General features: G+C 66.6%; 18 protein-coding genes. 10 read left to right on the top strand and 8 right to left on the bottom strand.

Annotated elements, in window-relative coordinates:
• The first annotated feature begins 188 nt into the window (after positions 1-188).
• Positions 189-746, top strand: coding sequence for a DUF8020 domain-containing protein (locus tag K7711_RS46330; RefSeq protein WP_222979439.1), 558 nt, complete (start codon positions 189-191; stop codon positions 744-746).
• A gap of 80 nt (positions 747-826) precedes the next feature.
• On the opposite strand, the gene K7711_RS46325 is transcribed toward K7711_RS46330, so the two are convergent.
• On the bottom strand, positions 827-1,255 hold the full coding sequence (locus tag K7711_RS46325) for a tautomerase family protein (RefSeq protein ID WP_222979437.1): 429 nt from the start codon (positions 1,253-1,255) through the stop codon (positions 827-829).
• 39 nt (positions 1,256-1,294) lie between these two features.
• On the bottom strand, positions 1,295-1,996 hold the full coding sequence (locus K7711_RS46320) for an SDR family oxidoreductase (protein WP_222979436.1): 702 nt from the start codon (positions 1,994-1,996) through the stop codon (positions 1,295-1,297).
• A 126-nt stretch (positions 1,997-2,122) separates the two neighbouring features.
• Here K7711_RS46320 and K7711_RS46315 point away from each other — a divergent pair, with 126 nt between their 5' ends.
• Both K7711_RS46315 and K7711_RS46310 read left to right on the top strand, forming a co-directional pair.
• Positions 2,123-2,701: a TetR/AcrR family transcriptional regulator gene (locus K7711_RS46315; RefSeq protein ID WP_222979435.1), complete on the top strand. Its 579-nt coding sequence runs from the start codon at positions 2,123-2,125 to the stop codon at positions 2,699-2,701.
• A gap of 53 nt (positions 2,702-2,754) precedes the next feature.
• The gene (locus K7711_RS46310) at positions 2,755-3,507 is read left to right on the top strand and encodes a DUF427 domain-containing protein (protein WP_222979431.1); all 753 of its coding nucleotides are present in this window, start codon (positions 2,755-2,757) and stop codon (positions 3,505-3,507) included.
• Between the two features lie 82 nt (positions 3,508-3,589).
• On the opposite strand, the gene K7711_RS46305 is transcribed toward K7711_RS46310, so the two are convergent.
• On the bottom strand, positions 3,590-4,336 hold the full coding sequence (locus K7711_RS46305; protein WP_222979429.1) for an SIR2 family NAD-dependent protein deacylase: 747 nt from the start codon (positions 4,334-4,336) through the stop codon (positions 3,590-3,592).
• Positions 4,337-4,454: 118 nt separating this feature from the next.
• Here K7711_RS46305 and K7711_RS46300 point away from each other — a divergent pair, with 118 nt between their 5' ends.
• Both K7711_RS46300 and K7711_RS46295 read left to right on the top strand, forming a co-directional pair.
• Entirely contained in the window at positions 4,455-5,108 is a 654-nt protein-coding gene (locus tag K7711_RS46300) for a TetR/AcrR family transcriptional regulator (protein WP_222979427.1), read from the top strand.
• Positions 5,109-5,192: 84 nt separating this feature from the next.
• Positions 5,193-5,600, top strand: a complete 408-nt coding sequence (locus K7711_RS46295; RefSeq protein WP_222979425.1) for a cupin domain-containing protein — start codon at positions 5,193-5,195, stop codon at positions 5,598-5,600.
• A gap of 91 nt (positions 5,601-5,691) precedes the next feature.
• On the opposite strand, the gene K7711_RS46290 is transcribed toward K7711_RS46295, so the two are convergent.
• The 3 genes from K7711_RS46290 to K7711_RS46280 all read right to left on the bottom strand — a co-directional run bounded on the left by K7711_RS46290 (position 5,692) and on the right by K7711_RS46280 (position 8,199).
• On the bottom strand, positions 5,692-6,492 hold the full coding sequence (locus K7711_RS46290) for a hypothetical protein (RefSeq protein ID WP_308015250.1): 801 nt from the start codon (positions 6,490-6,492) through the stop codon (positions 5,692-5,694).
• A 187-nt stretch (positions 6,493-6,679) separates the two neighbouring features.
• Positions 6,680-7,000, bottom strand: a complete 321-nt coding sequence (locus tag K7711_RS46285; protein WP_222979423.1) for a hypothetical protein — start codon at positions 6,998-7,000, stop codon at positions 6,680-6,682.
• Positions 7,000-8,199 carry a 3-ketosteroid-9-alpha-monooxygenase, oxygenase component gene (locus K7711_RS46280; protein WP_222979421.1) on the bottom strand — a complete coding sequence of 400 codons (1,200 nt, stop codon included), beginning with the start codon at positions 8,197-8,199 and terminating at the stop codon, positions 7,000-7,002. The genes K7711_RS46285 and K7711_RS46280 overlap by 1 nt, the downstream gene beginning before the upstream one ends.
• A gap of 226 nt (positions 8,200-8,425) precedes the next feature.
• On the opposite strand from K7711_RS46280, the gene hsaA reads away from it, so the two are divergent.
• Genes hsaA through hsaB form a run of 4 tightly spaced genes read left to right on the top strand, consistent with a single transcriptional unit; the run spans position 8,426 to position 11,964 of the window.
• Complete coding sequence (hsaA, locus tag K7711_RS46275) at positions 8,426-9,595, top strand: 3-hydroxy-9,10-secoandrosta-1,3,5(10)-triene-9,17-dione monooxygenase oxygenase subunit (protein ID WP_222979419.1); 1,170 nt, start codon at positions 8,426-8,428, stop codon at positions 9,593-9,595.
• Positions 9,595-10,473, top strand: a complete 879-nt coding sequence (gene hsaD / locus K7711_RS46270) for a 4,5:9,10-diseco-3-hydroxy-5,9,17-trioxoandrosta-1(10),2-diene-4-oate hydrolase (RefSeq protein WP_222979417.1) — start codon at positions 9,595-9,597, stop codon at positions 10,471-10,473. The genes hsaA and hsaD overlap by 1 nt, the downstream gene beginning before the upstream one ends.
• Positions 10,474-10,475: 2 nt before the next feature.
• Entirely contained in the window at positions 10,476-11,375 is a 900-nt protein-coding gene (hsaC, locus tag K7711_RS46265) for an iron-dependent extradiol dioxygenase HsaC (RefSeq protein WP_222979414.1), read from the top strand.
• A gap of 13 nt (positions 11,376-11,388) precedes the next feature.
• Entirely contained in the window at positions 11,389-11,964 is a 576-nt protein-coding gene (hsaB, locus tag K7711_RS46260; protein ID WP_040817892.1) for a 3-hydroxy-9,10-secoandrosta-1,3,5(10)-triene-9,17-dione monooxygenase reductase subunit, read from the top strand.
• Between the two features lie 74 nt (positions 11,965-12,038).
• Here the strand turns inward: hsaB and K7711_RS46255 are convergent, their stop codons facing one another.
• Positions 12,039-12,893, bottom strand: a complete 855-nt coding sequence (locus K7711_RS46255) for a helix-turn-helix transcriptional regulator (RefSeq protein ID WP_222979413.1) — start codon at positions 12,891-12,893, stop codon at positions 12,039-12,041.
• Between the two features lie 73 nt (positions 12,894-12,966).
• On the opposite strand from K7711_RS46255, the gene K7711_RS46250 reads away from it, so the two are divergent.
• Positions 12,967-13,626: a class I SAM-dependent methyltransferase gene (locus K7711_RS46250; protein WP_222979412.1), complete on the top strand. Its 660-nt coding sequence runs from the start codon at positions 12,967-12,969 to the stop codon at positions 13,624-13,626.
• 380 nt (positions 13,627-14,006) lie between these two features.
• Here K7711_RS46250 and fusA read toward each other — a convergent pair.
• A partial coding sequence (fusA, locus tag K7711_RS46245; RefSeq protein WP_222979410.1) for an elongation factor G occupies positions 14,007-15,845 on the bottom strand: 1,839 nt, incomplete at its 5' end.

The raw sequence follows: 15,845 nt of genomic DNA, 5'->3' as shown, positions 1-15,845 counted from the left end.
ACATTTGCGACAACCACTGGACGAGAACGTCGATTGGCGCGTCCGTGGATCCGGACATTGTGTCACCACCAATTTACATGCGGCCGGTTTCCACATAGTGTGGGCGCAATGTCGAACGGGGCCTAAGTTTTTTCTCGGGGCGTCCTTTCGCCATGACCCGACAATCTTTAGTGATGTAAGGAATCCTCGTGTCAGTTTCGATCCAGACCCTCGGCCGCAGCATGGCCCTCGCCGTCCTCACCGCGGGCGCGGTGATGATCGGTTCCAGCACCTCGGGTGCGGCCCCGGTCGCCAAGCAGCCGCAGAACGTCGAGACCCAGGTGGTCTCCGCGACGAACGACACGTCCGCGCACACGATCACCGCGACGCTGCCCGCGGGTCGTTTCATCTCCAATGCGGCCGCCCACACGATCGACATCGTCAACACCGCGGGTAAGACCACCGAGTCGATCCCGATGACGGTGCACGGCAAGAGCATTCCGGTCGCGGCCGACATCAGCAACAACGGCCGTTCGATGACCCTGAAGCAGATCGGCTTCACCGACACCGGAAACCAGCTCATCAACGAGTGGGTCTGGGGCGTGCAGCACGGCGGCGCGGTCGGCGCGATCATCGGCTGCCTGCTGGGCTTCTGGTTCTTCGTCCTGCCCGGCTGCGCGCTCGGCGCGGCCATCGGCGGCGCAGTCGGCAGCCCCAACAGCGGCCAGATCAACTCCACCTTCTTCCGCCTGCTCCAGGGCAACTGACCCGGTAGCCACAGACGCGGCCGCCGCGGCATCTCCTTCCGAGATGTCGCGGCGGCCGTTTTCGTTTCCCAGGGGTGGGATTACGTATCGGCCGGTACCGGCGAATTCGCTGCAGCCCACGCCTTCTCCGCATCGCTGCCCGCCTCGGGTGGCCACAACCCGTCGATCATCCACAGGTCCCGCGCGCTCTCCTCGATGTGGAATTCGCAATGCAGGCCGCGATCACCGGTGTAGGGCAAGGTGATTGCGTTGACGAATTCGGTCATGCGCCTGCGTCGCGGCGCGTCGTCGATTCGTCGGGCCAGATGCGAGACGACGATGCGCACGGTGTTCGCCGACGGTTTGCCACCGACCAGAAAATCGGCCTCGGCCAGTTCGTGGAAATGCACGACAACGTAGAATTCCGGAAGACCGACACCGGCGTAATGCTTGGTGATATCGGCGGCGAAATCCTGCTTGTCCCGGTCGGAATAGACCCCGACCGGATGATAGATCTGCCACAGCGGCATGGGTGAATCCTTACTGTGCGGATTGCGAATGGGTAGTGCTCAGCCGCCGATCGGCAATGCGAGATTTTCCACGGGACCGGACAGCGCGGCTTTGACGCGCCTGGTCAGATCGTCGACCAGCACCTCGTTCTCGCCCTTCTCCAGACCGTCCGCAACGGCCTGGGCAACGTGGCGGGGACTGATCTTCTCGGCCTGCAACGTCTTGACCATGTCGGTATCGGCGAATCCCAGATGCACCCCGACCACTTGGGTGTGCTGCGCGGCCAGTTCGGTGCGCAGCGAATTGGTCAGCGACCAGAACGCCGCCTTGGACGCGCCGTAGGCCGCCGCGCCCGATCCCCAGGACAGCACCGAGTGGATGTCCACCAGCGCGCCGCCGCCGTTGGCCGCCAGAATCGGCGCGAACGCCTGCGCGATGCGCAGCGGGCCGAACACGTTGGTATCGAAAGTCGCTGCGACATCGGCGATCTCGGCCGTCAGCAGCGGAGCCGGGCGCAGCATACCGGCGTTGTTGATCACGATGCTCACCTCGCTCGCTCGCGCTGCCACGGCCGCGACGGAATCCTGATCGGTGACCTCGAGCGCGAGCGGCACGATGCGGGGATCCTCGGCCTCGACCGGACGACGTGCGGTGACGTAGACCTTCCGCGCGCCACGGTCCAGCAGTTCCTCGGCGAATGCGCGGCCCAGACCGCGCTGACCGCCGGTCACCAGCGCGGTCGCCCCTTCGATCCTGGTCATGCGGTGTCCTTCCGATGTGGTTCGGGTGCGGTGAGCCCGTACCCGCTACGCTTTAGATTATTGTCATCATCTATTCTGATGCGCAAGACTGGTGAGGCGACACACAGCACACGGAAAGGGGACGCCATGCCGCGGTCATCGCGAGCGCAGGCCGAGACACACCGCCGAGAGGTCCTGGACGCGGCCTCGGCACTGGTGCGCCGCGACGGGGTCGACGGCGTCACGGTGCCGGAGGTGATGGCCGCGGCCGGACTCACCCACGGCGGCTTCTACCGGCACTTCCGATCCAAGGAAGACCTTGTGGCACAAGCCTGTTCGGCCGCCTGCGCGGAGAAGGAACGCGAGCGTGCGGATCTGCTCGAAGCCGGGCCCGACGAACGCGCCGCACGACGCACCTTCCTCGAGCGCTACCTGTCCACCGCTCACCGCGACACCCCCGCCCAGGGCTGCGGCATCGCCGCTCTGGCCGGCGACGTCGCCCGTACCGACCCCGACAGCCCCCTGCGCGCGGCATACCTCGAGGGCATGCGGCAGATGATCGACGATCTCGGTCGCCTGAATCCGACTGCCTCCGAAGACAACCGGGACATCCTGATCGAAATCTCGGTCATGGCGGGCGCGGTGATGCTCGCCCGAGCCGCCGCGGGCGACGACCTGTCCGAACAGATCCTGACCGCGGCCCGCGACTTCCTGGTCACCGACTGACCCCGCTCGCGGCGACACCGCGATGTCACCGTCCGGGAGTACCTTGGGCGGGTATGAGCGACAGGAATCGGGGCCGGGTCGGAACCGAACCCGGACACAAACGTGTGCGCGCCTACGCTGCCGGTCGGCTCGTCGCCGACACCATCCATCCCACCCTGGTCTGGGAGATTCCGTACTACCCCGCCTACTACGTGCCGCTGGACGACGTGCACGCCGAGTTGAAGCCGACCGGCGAGACCAAGCACTCGCCCAGTCGGGGCGACGGCCTGATCCACGACGTCGTCGTCGATGGCATCACCAAATCCGCTGCGGCCCTGCGTTATCCGGATTCACCGATTCCGGAGCTGCGTGATCTGGTGCGCCTCGAGTGGAGTGCGATGGACGAATGGTTCGAGGAGGACGAACCCATCTACGTCCACCCGCGCAACCCCTACACCCGCGTGGACATCCTGAGCAGTTCCCGGCACGTGCGGGTCGTGGTGGACGGCGTCACCGTCGCCGATTCGCACTCTCCGCACATCCTGTTCGAGACCGGCCTCCCGCCGCGCTACTACCTCCCCCTCCCGGACACCCGCCAGGACCTGTTCACGCCGTCGGACACGCAGACACACTGCCCCTACAAAGGCACCGCGGGCTATTTCAACCTCGACATCAACGGCGCCACTCACGAAGATCTCGTCTGGATCTACCGAACCCCGCTGCCCGAAAGCCAGAAGGTGACCGGACTGGTCTGCTTCTACAACGAGAAGGTCGACATCTATCTCGACGAGGAACTCCAACCCCGTCCGAACTCGCCCTTCTCCTGAAACCCGCCCTGCGCGCCGACACGGCCAACAGGTCTCCCCTGGTCAGCGCGCAGGTAGCCGTGGTCGTCGAAGCCCGGCCCGCCTACGAGTCGGGTCGGGCCAGCAGCTCGGCGACCAGGTCCGGCAGCGCGGTCCCGATGGGATCGCGGACGACCTCGGTGGCCATCGAGTCGTAGGGAGTGGGCTCGGCGTTGACGATGACGAGGTCCGCACCGTGCTCCGTGGCGATGCCGCACAGCGAGGCGGCCGGTTCGACCTGCAGCGATGTGCCCACGGCCAGGAAGATGTCCGAGGTTTCGGCGACCAGCTGGGCGGTGAGCATACTGCGCAGATTCAATTGCTGGCCGAACATGATGACCGCGGCCTTGAGGATGCCGCCGCATTCGGGGCAGGGCGGATCCGGCTCACCGGCGGCCACCCGTTCCAATGTCGCGGACATCGTCGTGCGGAAATCGCAGACGGTGCATTCGACCTCGAACATGTTGCCGTGGATCTCCACCACCGATTCCGGCGGCGATCCGGCGCGCTGATGCAGCCGATCGATGTTCTGGGTGACGATGTTGACCGTGCGCGCCTGCGCCAACCGGACCAGCGCGCGATGCGCCGCATTGGGTCGCGCCTGCCAGGCCGGATTGTCCCGCCGCGCGATCCAGGCACGTTGTCGCAGTTCGGGATCGGCCATGTAGTTGTCGTAGGTGGAGAGCAATTCCGCGATCGGATCCTCGGTCCACACCCCGCGCGGTCCGCGGAAATCCGGAATTCCGGAATCGGTCGAGATTCCCGCGCCGGTCAGCACCCCGACCGAGCCGCCACGTCGCCGCCAGCTCATACCGGACACCCTAACCGCCGACCGGTCCCATCGCGGGCCCATCCACCGGCATCAGCCGAGCAACCAGCGCGGACCCGAAGTTTGATACGGTCGTGTATCCATTGAGCGGGAGGTGACGATGTCCGTGCAGGCCGACGAGACCGGCGCGGCGGCACCGCGTACGCCCCGGGTCACCAAGCGGCGGGCCGAAACTCGCCAGCGGCTGCTGGACGCCGCTTTCGAGGCCTTCGCGCAGGAGGGTTTCGGGCGTTGCACCGTCGAGCAGATCTGCGAGCGAGCCGGATATACCCGCGGGGCGTTCTACTCGAATTTCACCTCGCTCGAGGAATTGTTTCTGGCGATGTGGGAGCAGCGGTCGGCGAATATGCTGCGCGATTTGTCCGCGGTCCTCGACGAGGTCGCGAACGTGGACGATCTGCATGCCGGCGTCGAACGGGTCCTGGATGCGATCCCCTTGGAGGACAAATGGTTTCGCATCACCTATGAATTCACCGCGCACGCCCTGCGCAATCCCGCGCTGCGCCGGGTGATGGCCGCACGCGAGGAGGCGATCGTCGCCGCCCTGCTGCCGGTGCTGGGCGCGCTGCTGGACCGCGCGGGCCGCACGGTGACCGATCCCGACGCCCTGGGCCGCGCGCTGGTGGCCGTCCACGACGGCACTGCTACCCAATGCCTGCTCGAACCCGACAGCGCCACCGCCCACGCCCAGCGCGTCGACCTGTTCACGCACGTCGCCCTGGCCTACAGCCGACCGCACGACACCGACCGATAAGTCCGCGGCCGATTCGCGTTCGCCCGCGCGACCCAGCACGATCGTCTCGATGGACCGCATCCGCAAGCCCAGGAGGCACACACCGTGACCGACCGTCCCGAACTCGCCCGCGCACTCGACCTGCAACCGCATCCCGAGGGCGGCTGGTTCCGCGAAACCTACCGCAGCCCGGTGGAATTCGAGCCCGAAGGCTACGACGCCCCCCGCTCTTCCGCGACCGCGATCCACTTCCTGCTGCTGCCGCACGAGCACTCCGCACCGCATACGGTCCGCTCCGACGAGATCTGGCTGTGGCAGCGCGGCGGCCCACTGCTGCTGAACATCGGCGGCGACGAGATCACCCTCGGCCCGGATGTCGAAGGCGGACAACTGCTCCAGGCCGTCGTCCCCGGCGGCGTGAGCCAGTCCGCCAAACCCGCGACCGACGAATACGTCCTGGTCAGCTGCATCGTCGCCCCCGGATTCGACTTCGCCGACTTCCGCCTCGACTGAGGCGTGCCGGGGTGGACGCGATGATGCTCGTCGACGTATCCGAAACACCCGGTAGGTCCCCACCCACCCCGGAGGGTCGAGGTTCACCGCGTCAGTCGTGAAGCGCCCGTGGTGGTGCGCTCATCGCGTCCGCCGCGCCGAGGGTTGCGCCCACACCGGCCCCGATTGCGGCAATCGGAACTTCCATGAGCGCGGCGCCGTATGCGGCGCCGATGGGAATCGCGGCGAGGCCGATCGGCGCGAATGGAATGCCGATGACAGCGCCGAGTGCTCCGCCCGCGACCCCGCCGATCACGCCGAAGGGACTCGCCGCCACCGCGCCCGCCGTCGCACCGGTCACGGCGCCTGCGACGGTTTCTCCCGCGACGCGGTCGGATCGACTGCGTTCCATTCCAATCGAATCGAGAAAGGTTGCGAGTCCGGCTTCGGTTTCGGCGGCACCGTCATTGAGCTGAATCGCCTGCTCCCGACCGAGCCATGCCGGTGAATCGACTTGCAGGTCACCGAAACGCATTTTGCCCGGCGGAGGTGCGATCGGTGGCACCGGCGCGACCTGAGCCGGCGCGGTGAACGGCCCCAGGGGAGCCAAATACTCTTCGTCCGGAACCGGCCGCGCCCACTGCAACGAACTCAACGTGTCATCCGGAATATGCGCTCCCCGGTACGGATGCACATTCGGTGCCACCGCCGAAGGCCATTGCTCCGGCTGGTCAGGGCCGGATTGGTCGCCTTGTTCCTGATCGGCCCGCGATACCGCGCTGCTCTTGACAGGCTGGGCGTTCACGGTCCCGGCATTTGCCAGAATGAGCGCAAATGGAACGGCAGTCAGAACGGCGGACGATGGCATCTTGTATCGACGCTGACGCACAGCGCGATGTTTGCCTGTTCCCACAGATCACCTTTCGCATGGAAGAAGAATTTCAACCCGAGCGCATATCTGGTGAAGAACAGCAGCGAGGATACACCAGGGATGCGAGGCAAATTCATCGTTCCGCGATCGACGATCACGGCCGATCATGACAAAACGCACCCCGCCCGAAAATTCGGGCGGGGTGCGTTCCGGCGCAACGGATCTGCCGCTACTCCTCGACGGGGATGATCCCCTCGTGCACGGCGTGCTCGATCGCACGTTGCAGGTTCGGGCACCCCTCGGGACGGCCCGGCCCGCCGGCCAGTTGCTGGAACACCGGGCAGTGCTGGGCCGGATCCACCGTCCACTGCACCGAGGTCTGCTGCGAACTGGACTTGCGCACAAGGACTTTCGTCCCACAGGTCAGACAGGAGAGCGGAGTCATCCCGTCTTCGAGATAGCGCTGCTTGTCCACGACCGTCTGGGCGCGCACCTGCGCCCGCCGCTCCGGACGATCCGCGAAGTCCGGTGCTTTCGCCCAGGTGGTCATCAGACTCCCGCCTCCGCGGCGGCCGCCTCGTCGGATTCCCGCTTGCGGCGCAGGTTCTCGGCGACCTCCGCCTCCCACGCCTCGTTCGCCTTGGTCGTGTCGACCTCGAATTCGAAGCGCTGGGTGCTCTTGGGATCGACCTCGGCGACGTCGACGTAGAACTGGTCGTACCAGCGACGCAGCTGATAGACCGGCCCGTCCTCCTCGCACAGCAGCGGATTCTCGATCTTGGACTTGTGCTTCCAGATCTCCACGTCCTGCAGGAAGCCGACGCCGATGCCCTCGGTCATCTTCGCGGCCAGCTTCCTGGAGGACTCGTCGTCCAGGCCCTGGGGCTTCTGCACCGTGATGCCGTACTGCAGCACGAACGAATCCTGCGACACCGGATAGTGGCAGTTGATCAGGACGCTCTTGACCTCGAACCCGCCGTAGAAATTGTTCAGCGGATTGATCATGTAGGAGGGTCCGTAGTACGCGGCCACCGACTTGAGCAGCGAATCACCGTACTGCGAGCCCATACCCACGTCCGGACGCGACTTGGTCTCCAGGAACTGGGAGGCCACATGCCCTTCGAAGACGTTCTTGAAGAACGTCGGATAGGCGAAGTGGATGTAGAAGAAGTGCGCCATGTCGACCACGTTGTCGATGATCTCGCGGCAGTTGGCGCCCTCGATCAGCATCGAGTGCCAGGTCCACTCGGTCCAGCCGTCGTCGAGGGTCTCGGTCGCGTTGCCGTCGGCGTCGGTGTAGGGGCCCTCGATGTGCGGGATGGTGACATCCTCCGGCGGCGGGTTGCCCTCGTGGTCGTGCCAGACGAACAGCTGTCCGTTGCGCTCGAGCGTGGTCCACGAACGGGTCCGGGCCAGCGGAGGCACCCGGCGGCCGTACGGAATTCCCGTGCAGCGGCCGTTACCGCCCCAGCGCCAGTCGTGGAACGGGCAGGCGACCGAATCGCCCTTGATCTCGCCCATGCTCAGGTCGCCGCCCATATGCCGGCAGTACGAGTCCAGCACCTGAAGCTCGCCGTTGCTGTCGGCGAAAATCACCAGTTTGGTGCCGAACACCGAGATGGCGTGCGGCTTGCCGTCCCGGAACGGTGCGGCCAGGCCGAGGCAATGCCATCCCCGCGCATACCGGGTGGGCGCGGTGCCGACATCGATCTCGCGGACCTTACCGCCCCGCGGTGGGGTTCCTGCCATTGCGATCCCTCCTCTACGATTACTAGAACACGTTACAAAATTGTCCGGCCCTGCGCCAGTTATTCCCCCGACTACCAGGCACGGGCTACCTGTCACCCTCGGCGAACACCCGTTCTCGACATGAACAAGAACGTGTTCTAGTCTCAGAGTAAGTATCAGTCCCGGGGACACATCAGCCCCAGGACGAAGGATCCCCGCACCGACCGAGCCAGGAGCAGCCACCGAGATGACGCAAGAAGTGACCGAACGGGTCGAAGCGCTGTTGCCGAAGCTGCGCGAACAGGCGCAGGAGGCAGAGGATCTGCGCCGCATCCCCGACGAGACCATGAAGGCGCTACAGGAAACCGGTTTCTTCAAGCTGCTGCAGCCGCGCCAGTGGGGCGGCTACGCGTGCGATCCGGTCATCTTCTACGACACCGTGCGCAAGATCGCCAGCGCCTGCGGCTCCACCGGCTGGGTGTCGGGCATCATCGGCGTGCACAACTGGCATCTGGCGCTGTTCAGTCAGCAGACCCAGCAAGAGGTCTGGGGCGAGGACACGTCGGTGCGCATCTCCTCCTCCTACGCCCCGATGGGCGCGGGCGTGGTCACCGAGAGCGGCGACGGCTACATCGTCAACGGCTCCTGGGCCTGGTCCTCGGGCAGCGACCACGCCAGCTGGACCTTTGTCGGCGGCCCGGTGATCAAGGACGGCAAGCCGGTCGACTTCGGCAGCTTCCTGGTGCCGCGCACCGACTACCGCATCGACGACGTGTGGAACGTGGTGGGCCTCAAGGGAACCGGCTCCAACACCCTGGTGCTGGAGAACGTCTTCGTGCCGCGGCACCGGTTCCTGAGCTACAAGGCCATGAACGACCTGACCGCGCCCGGCCTGCGGGAGAACACCGACCCGGTCTACAAGATGCCTTGGGGCACAATCCATCCCACCACCATCTCCACCCCGATCGTCGGCATGGCCTACGGCGCGCTCGAAGCGCACGTCGAGCACCAGGGCAAGCGCCTGCGCGCCGCCTACGCCGGTGAGAAGGCCAAGGACGACCCGTTCGCCAAGGTCCGCATCGCCGAGGCCGCCAGCGATATCGATGCCGCGTGGCGTCAGCTCTCGGGCAACGTCGCCGACGAGTACAAGCTGCTGGTCGCGGGCGAGGAGATCCCGTTCGATCTGCGCGTGGCCGCCCGGCGCGACCAGGTCCGCGCCACCGGCCGGGCGATCGCCTCGATCGACAAGATGTTCGAGAGCTCCGGCGCCACCGCGTTGGCGAACGGCACTCCGCTGCAGCGCTTCTGGCGTGACGCACACGCCGGGCGCGTGCACGCCGCCAACGATCCCGAGCGCGCCTACACGATGTACGGCACGCACGCGTTCGGCATGCCGGTCACCGACGGGATGGTGTGATGACGACGGTTTCGGAGATCACCTTCGAGTCCACCTCCCGATACGCCCAGGTGCGGCCGGATCTGAAGCTGCACTATCACGAGGCGGGCGTGGGCAACGGCCCCACGATCGTGCTGCTGCACGGCGGCGGTCCGGGCGCGTCGTCCTGGGCCAACTTCGCGCGCAATATTCCGGTGTTGGCCAAGGACTTTCATGTACTGGCCGTGGATCAGCCCGGATTCGGCCTGTCCGACAAGCCGACCGAGCATCCGCAGTACTTCGTGCACAGCGCCTCGGCGCTGAAGGATCTGCTCGACACCCTCGAGATCACCGACCGAGTGCACGTCCTGGGCAACTCGCTCGGCGGCGGCGCGGCGGTGCGTTTCGCGCTCGACTACCCCGACCGCGCGGGCAAACTCGTGCTGATGGGTCCGGGCGGAGTGAGCACGAACCTGTTCGGACCCGATCCGACCGAGGGCGTGAAGGCGCTGAGCACCTTCGTCGGCGAGCCGACCCGGGAGAACATCGAGAAGTTCATCCGGATCATGGTTTTCGACCAGAAGCTGGTCACCCCGGAACTGATCGACGAGCGGTTCGAACTCGCCCGCACCCCGGAGTCCCTGGCCGCCATGCGCGCGATGGGTAAATCCTTCGCCTCGGCCGATTACGAGAAGGGCATGCTCTGGCGCGACGCCTACAAGCTGCGTCAGCCGGTGCTGCTGATCTGGGGCCGCGAGGACCGGGTCAACCCGCTCGACGGCGCTCTGGTGGCGGTCAAGTCGATCCCGCGGGTACAACTGCATGTGTTCGGTGGCTGCGGTCACTGGGCTCAGGCGGAGAAGTTCAACGAATTCAACCGTCTGACAACCGACTTCCTGCTCGGCCTCAAGGAGAGGTGACAATGAGTATTCGCGCCCTCGGATACATGCGCATCGAGGCCACCGACATGGCGGCCTGGCGCGAGTACGGGCTCAAGGTGCTCGGCATGATGGAGGGCGAGGGCTCCAACCCCGACGCCCTCTATCTACGCATGGACGACTTCCCCGCCCGCCTGGTCATCGTGCCCGGCGAGCAGGACCGGCTACAGGTCTCCGGCTGGGAGGTCACCGACGCCCCTGCGCTGCAACGCCTTCGGGAGACGCTGTCCAAGGCGGGAGTCCCGTTCACCGAGGCCACCAAGGAAGAACTCGCCGACCGCCGCGTCGAGGGCATGATCCGCTTCCAGGACCCGGGCGACAACACGCTCGAGGCGTTCTACGGTGCGCAGTACCTGGCCCGCCGGTTCGTCAGCCCGTACGGGCACAAGTTCGTCACCGCCGAACAGGGCCTCGGCCACGTCGTGCTGACCTGCACCGATGATGCTGCGGCACAGGCGTTCTACCAGGACGTGCTGGGCTTCCGGCTGCGCGACTCGATGCGGCTGCCCCCGCAGATGGTCGGGCGTCCCGCCGACGGCGATCCGGCCTGGCTGCGGTTCTACGGCTGCAACCCGCGCCACCACGCGCTGGCGTTCCTGCCGCTGCCTAATCCGACCGGCATCGTGCATCTGATGGTCGAGGTGGAGAACTCCGACGACGTCGGGCTGTGCCTGGATCGCGCGATGCGCAAGAAGGTCAAGATGTCCGCCACGCTCGGTCGGCACATCAACGACAAGATGCTGTCGTTCTACATGAAGACCCCCGGCGGATTCGACATCGAATACGGTTGCGAGGGACTGGAAGTCGACGATCACTCCTGGATCGCCCGGGAGTCCACCGCGGTGAGCCTGTGGGGTCACGACTTCTCGGTGGGATTCAAGTAGAGGGCCGCGCACCATGACCACGAGTGAGCAACCCGTCATCGACCCGCGCCAGTTTCGGAATGTGCTGGGGCAGTTCTGCACCGGCATCACCGTGATCACCACCTTCGGTGAGGATGCCGCACCGATCGGGTTCGCGTGTCAGTCCTTCGCCGCGCTGTCGCTGGAACCGCCGCTGGTGCTGTTCTGCCCCACCAAGGAGTCCCGCTCCTGGAAGGCGATCGAGCGCAACGGCAGCTTCTGCGTCAACATGCTCGCCGAGGAACAGCAGCCCGTCTGTGCCCGCTTCGGCTCCCGCGAACCCGACAAGTTCGCCGGAATCGATTGGCACACGACGGATCTGGACCTTCCGGCTCTGGACGGCGCGTTGGCCACGATCCAGTGCACAGTGGACAACGTGCTCGACGGCGGCGATCACTACGTCGTGATCGGCCGAGTACAGGCCCTGTCGGAGTCCACCGACTCCGACAGGCCGCTGCTGTTCTACCGAGGTCAGTACACCGCCATCGAACCGGAGAAGACCACCCCGGCTCCCTGGCGCGCCGACCTCGAACACTTCCTCACCACAACCACTCTCGACACCTGGTTGTAGTCGGCAGTCCTGCTGTGGGCGGTATCGGTGCGTGCCGATACCGCCCACAGTCGTCCGACTGATCGCTTCAGTGTTCAGGTGGGCGGGGCCGCGCGCCAGGTTCGGGGTGATACGCCGAAGGTGCGGCGGAACTGACGGCTGAAATATCCCGGATCGGGAACTCCGGTGCGACGGGCGATTTCGGCGATCGGGAGGTCGGTTCCCGACAGCAGCCGACGAGCCTGGTCCATCCGGCGCTGCAGGATCCAGTCCTGCACCGTGCGGCCGGTACGCCGACGCACCACCGTGGTCAGGTACCCGGGCGTCATGCCGACCGCCTGCGCCACATCACGCAGCGACAACTGCTCGGCATAACGTTCGTCGATCACCTCGAACACCTCGGTCAGCAGCGGCTCACCACTGCGCCGCACATCGCCCACCGCCTCGGCGGCCAACCGCGCGAGATCGATGAGCAACAGCGTCAGATGAGTACAGGCCGCCAGCCGATAACCGTCCTGCTGCTCCGACAACTCGGTCTCGATGGCCTCGATCGTGCTGTCCCACATCGGACGTCGCGCGGCAGGCACGGTGAGCTCCAACAGCCCGTCCCGCTGCGCGTGCAGGAACGGATAGAGCAGCGGATGCGACCGCCACACCGGCCACGACGCCCGCGCATCCTCGCCCAGCGCGGCCGGATCGAAGAACACGCCCACACCCGAGCGGACGGAGTCGATCATCGCACCGTCGACCACCTGCCCCGCCGCGACCACATGCACCGAACCGGTCCCCGGGACGTACCACAGCGCCGGGAAATCGTGGATATGCCGACGTCGGGTGGGTGCGGAGGCCGGGGCTCGCATGGTCGAAACGGGCGGCGTCACCGGATCGCTCCGATAGTCGTAGACCGGCACGCCACCCTGATGGCGTACCACCCGCGTCGGCTCGCTCATGAACCGAAGATAGTCCAATTCCTGCCGACTATCACCCCACTTCCAGGTCTGATACGCGCCCACCATGGACCTCATGAGCGAAAATCGTCCACATTCGGTTCTCCAGTCACACGACTACCTCCCGGCGGCCGGGCACGACATCCTGCTCCCCGCCTTCGACCTGCTCTCCCGGGCACTGGGCACGCCCGCACTCCACGACCGCCTCGTCGCGCAAGCCGAACTCCGACCCGGACATCGCGTCATCGAAATCGGCTGCGGTACCGGCAATCTCGTCATCAAGGCGATACGAGCTCAACCGGCCGCCGAGGTGATCGGCTCGGATCCGGACCCCAAGGCACTGGCCCGTGCCGAACGAAAGGCGAAGGGACTGAGCGGACTACGCTTCGAGCGCGGTTACGCCCAGAACCTGCCCCATCCCGACGGCGAATTCGACCGGGTCCTGTCGGCCCTGATGCTGCACCACCTCCCCACCGACATCAAGGCCGCGGCCCTCACGGAGGCCCGCCGCGTCCTGCGCCCCGGCGGCCGCCTCCACCTGGTGGACGTCGGCGGCGACATCACCCGGGCGAACACCTTCCTGGGCCGCCGGCTGCTCCGCAACGGCCACGTCGAGGCCAACCTCGCCCTCCCGCACCTCCTGGAAACCGCCGGCTTCGACCACACCCTCATCAGTTCCGAATCCCACCCCCGCATGGGCCACATCGTCTACTACCAGGCAACCCGCCCGGCATAGCCGCGGCCCCGTGAGCGCGGCCCAGCATCACACTCACCGATCAAGTTCCCCACGTTGCCGACCGGCAGCGCGTGCACGACGTGGCGATATTACGATCGCGGTGCCGTCGAGGTGATGGGCGGCATCGATCCGGCCCGTGATCTGATCGGCGCCGCGCACACCACGGTTGAACGACCCGAACATCATCGTTGCCCGGACTCGATCGCGAAGCACTGTGCGGCAGTGTGGAATCCGCCAGCGCATAGCGGGCGGAACACCCACGCTGTGTGTGAAGGCAGCGCGACACAGCCGGGGAGGGGAGTTCGATGAACGGTTGTCGAGCCAGTCGGCGGGCCTTGCCCGAGGCAGCGTTCGGGCCACCTCGGGCAAGGCCGCGAGCGTCACGCGGTCGGGGCGTAACCGACGGGGCGAGTGGTGAAGGTCCCTCGCCCCTGCGTTCGACTGCGCAAACGGGTTGCGTAGCCGAATATTTCGGCCAGTGGGACCTCGGCGGTGACGACTGCGGTAGCGCCGGTCGTCGTCGAGCCACCGATACGTCCGCGGCGGGCCGAGAGATCTCCGAGCACCGCGCCGAGAGTGTCGTCGGGCGTGGTGACCGTGACCTCCACGACCGGCTCCAACAGGCGCACCGCGCTCATGCGCAGTGCCTCCCGCAGTGCGAGCCTGCCCGCGGTACGGAACGCGGCCTCCGAGGAGTCCTTCACATGCGTCGCACCGTCGATGAGGGTGACCCGCAGACCCGTCACGGGATGACCGCCGAGCGGGCCCGCGGCGAGCGCATCGCGACATCCGGCCTCGACCGCGCGAACGTATTCGCGTGGTACGTGGCCGCCCGGCACCGTCGAGGAGAATTCGAAACCGGTTGTGCCACAATCGCCCAGCGGCGCCACATCCAGCACGACGTGCGCGAACTGCCCTGCACCACCGTCCTGTTTCACGTGCCGGTACAGCAGCCCCGACACCCCGCGCACCACGGTCTCCCGATAGGCGACCTGTGGTCTGCCCACCGCGACGGCGATCCCGCGCTCCCGGCGGATCTTCTCCACCGCCACCTCCAGATGCAGCTCACCCATACCCGACAGCAGGACCTGACCGGTCTCGCGATCGGTACGGACGACCAGAGAAGGATCCTCCTCCACCAGTTGCGCCAGTGCCGTCGAGAGCCGCTCGGCCGCGGCACTGCTCGACGCCTCCACCGCCACCGAAACGACAGGTTCGGCCACGATCGGCGGTTCGAGCAACACGGGTGCTTCGAGAGCGCACAGCGTCGCGCCTGCCCGCGCCGATTTCACCCCGACGACCGCGACGATGTCACCGGCCGATGCCCGCATCACCTCCGTTCTCCGATCGGCCTGCACCCGCAGGATCCGGCCGATGCACTCGGTCCGCCGGGCAGTGGCATCCAGCACCACGTCGCCCTTACCGAGCGTTCCCGAATACACCCGCAGGTAGGTCAGGCGGCCCGTGGGCGTCGCCTGGACCTTGAACACCAACGCCGCGAAGGGCTCCGCCGGATCCGCGAAGCGCCGTCGCGCCGGGTCACCGACATCGCACACCGGCGGACGATCCAGCGGTGCGGGCAGGTAGTCCACCACCGCATCGAGCAGTGGCTCGACCCCGCGGTTGCGGTAGGCCGCCCCGCAGAGCACCACCACGACCTCGCCGCTACGAGTCAGCTCCCGCAACGCCTCGACCAGGGTGTTCGCCGATAATTCGGACCGCACGACGTACTCCTCCAGGGCAGCCGGATGTCGTTCGGCCACAAGCTCGTCCAGCTCGGCGCGTCGACGCTCCGCCTCGGCGACCAGGTGTTCCGGAATCGGCTCCTGCACGAACAGGCCGGCATCGTCCGCCCACACCAGCGACCGCATCCGCACCAGATCCACGACACCGGTGAATCCGTCCTCCCGGCCGATCGGCAGCTGCACCACGACCGGAATCGGATGCAACCTGCGGCGAATGGAATCCACGGCAGCGTCGAGATCGGCTCCAGCACGGTCCATCTTGTTCACGAAGGCGATTCGCGGCACGCCGTAGCGATCGGCTCGCCGCCACACCGATTCGCTCTGCGGCTCGACACCCGCGACCGCGTCGAAGATCGCGACGGCGCCGTCCAGCACCCGCAGCGATCGCTCGACCTCATCGGAGAAGTCCACGTGCCCTGGCGTATCGATCAGATTGAGCCGGTGCCCGCGCCAACCGCAGCTCACGGCCGCGGC

Origin of the sequence: Nocardia coffeae (assembly GCF_019890715.1) — a bacterium.
Lineage (GTDB): Bacteria > Actinomycetota > Actinomycetes > Mycobacteriales > Mycobacteriaceae > Nocardia > Nocardia jiangxiensis.
The sequence above is the reverse complement of the archived record's forward strand: the minus strand, read 5'-3'. Positions and strand labels throughout refer to the sequence as shown.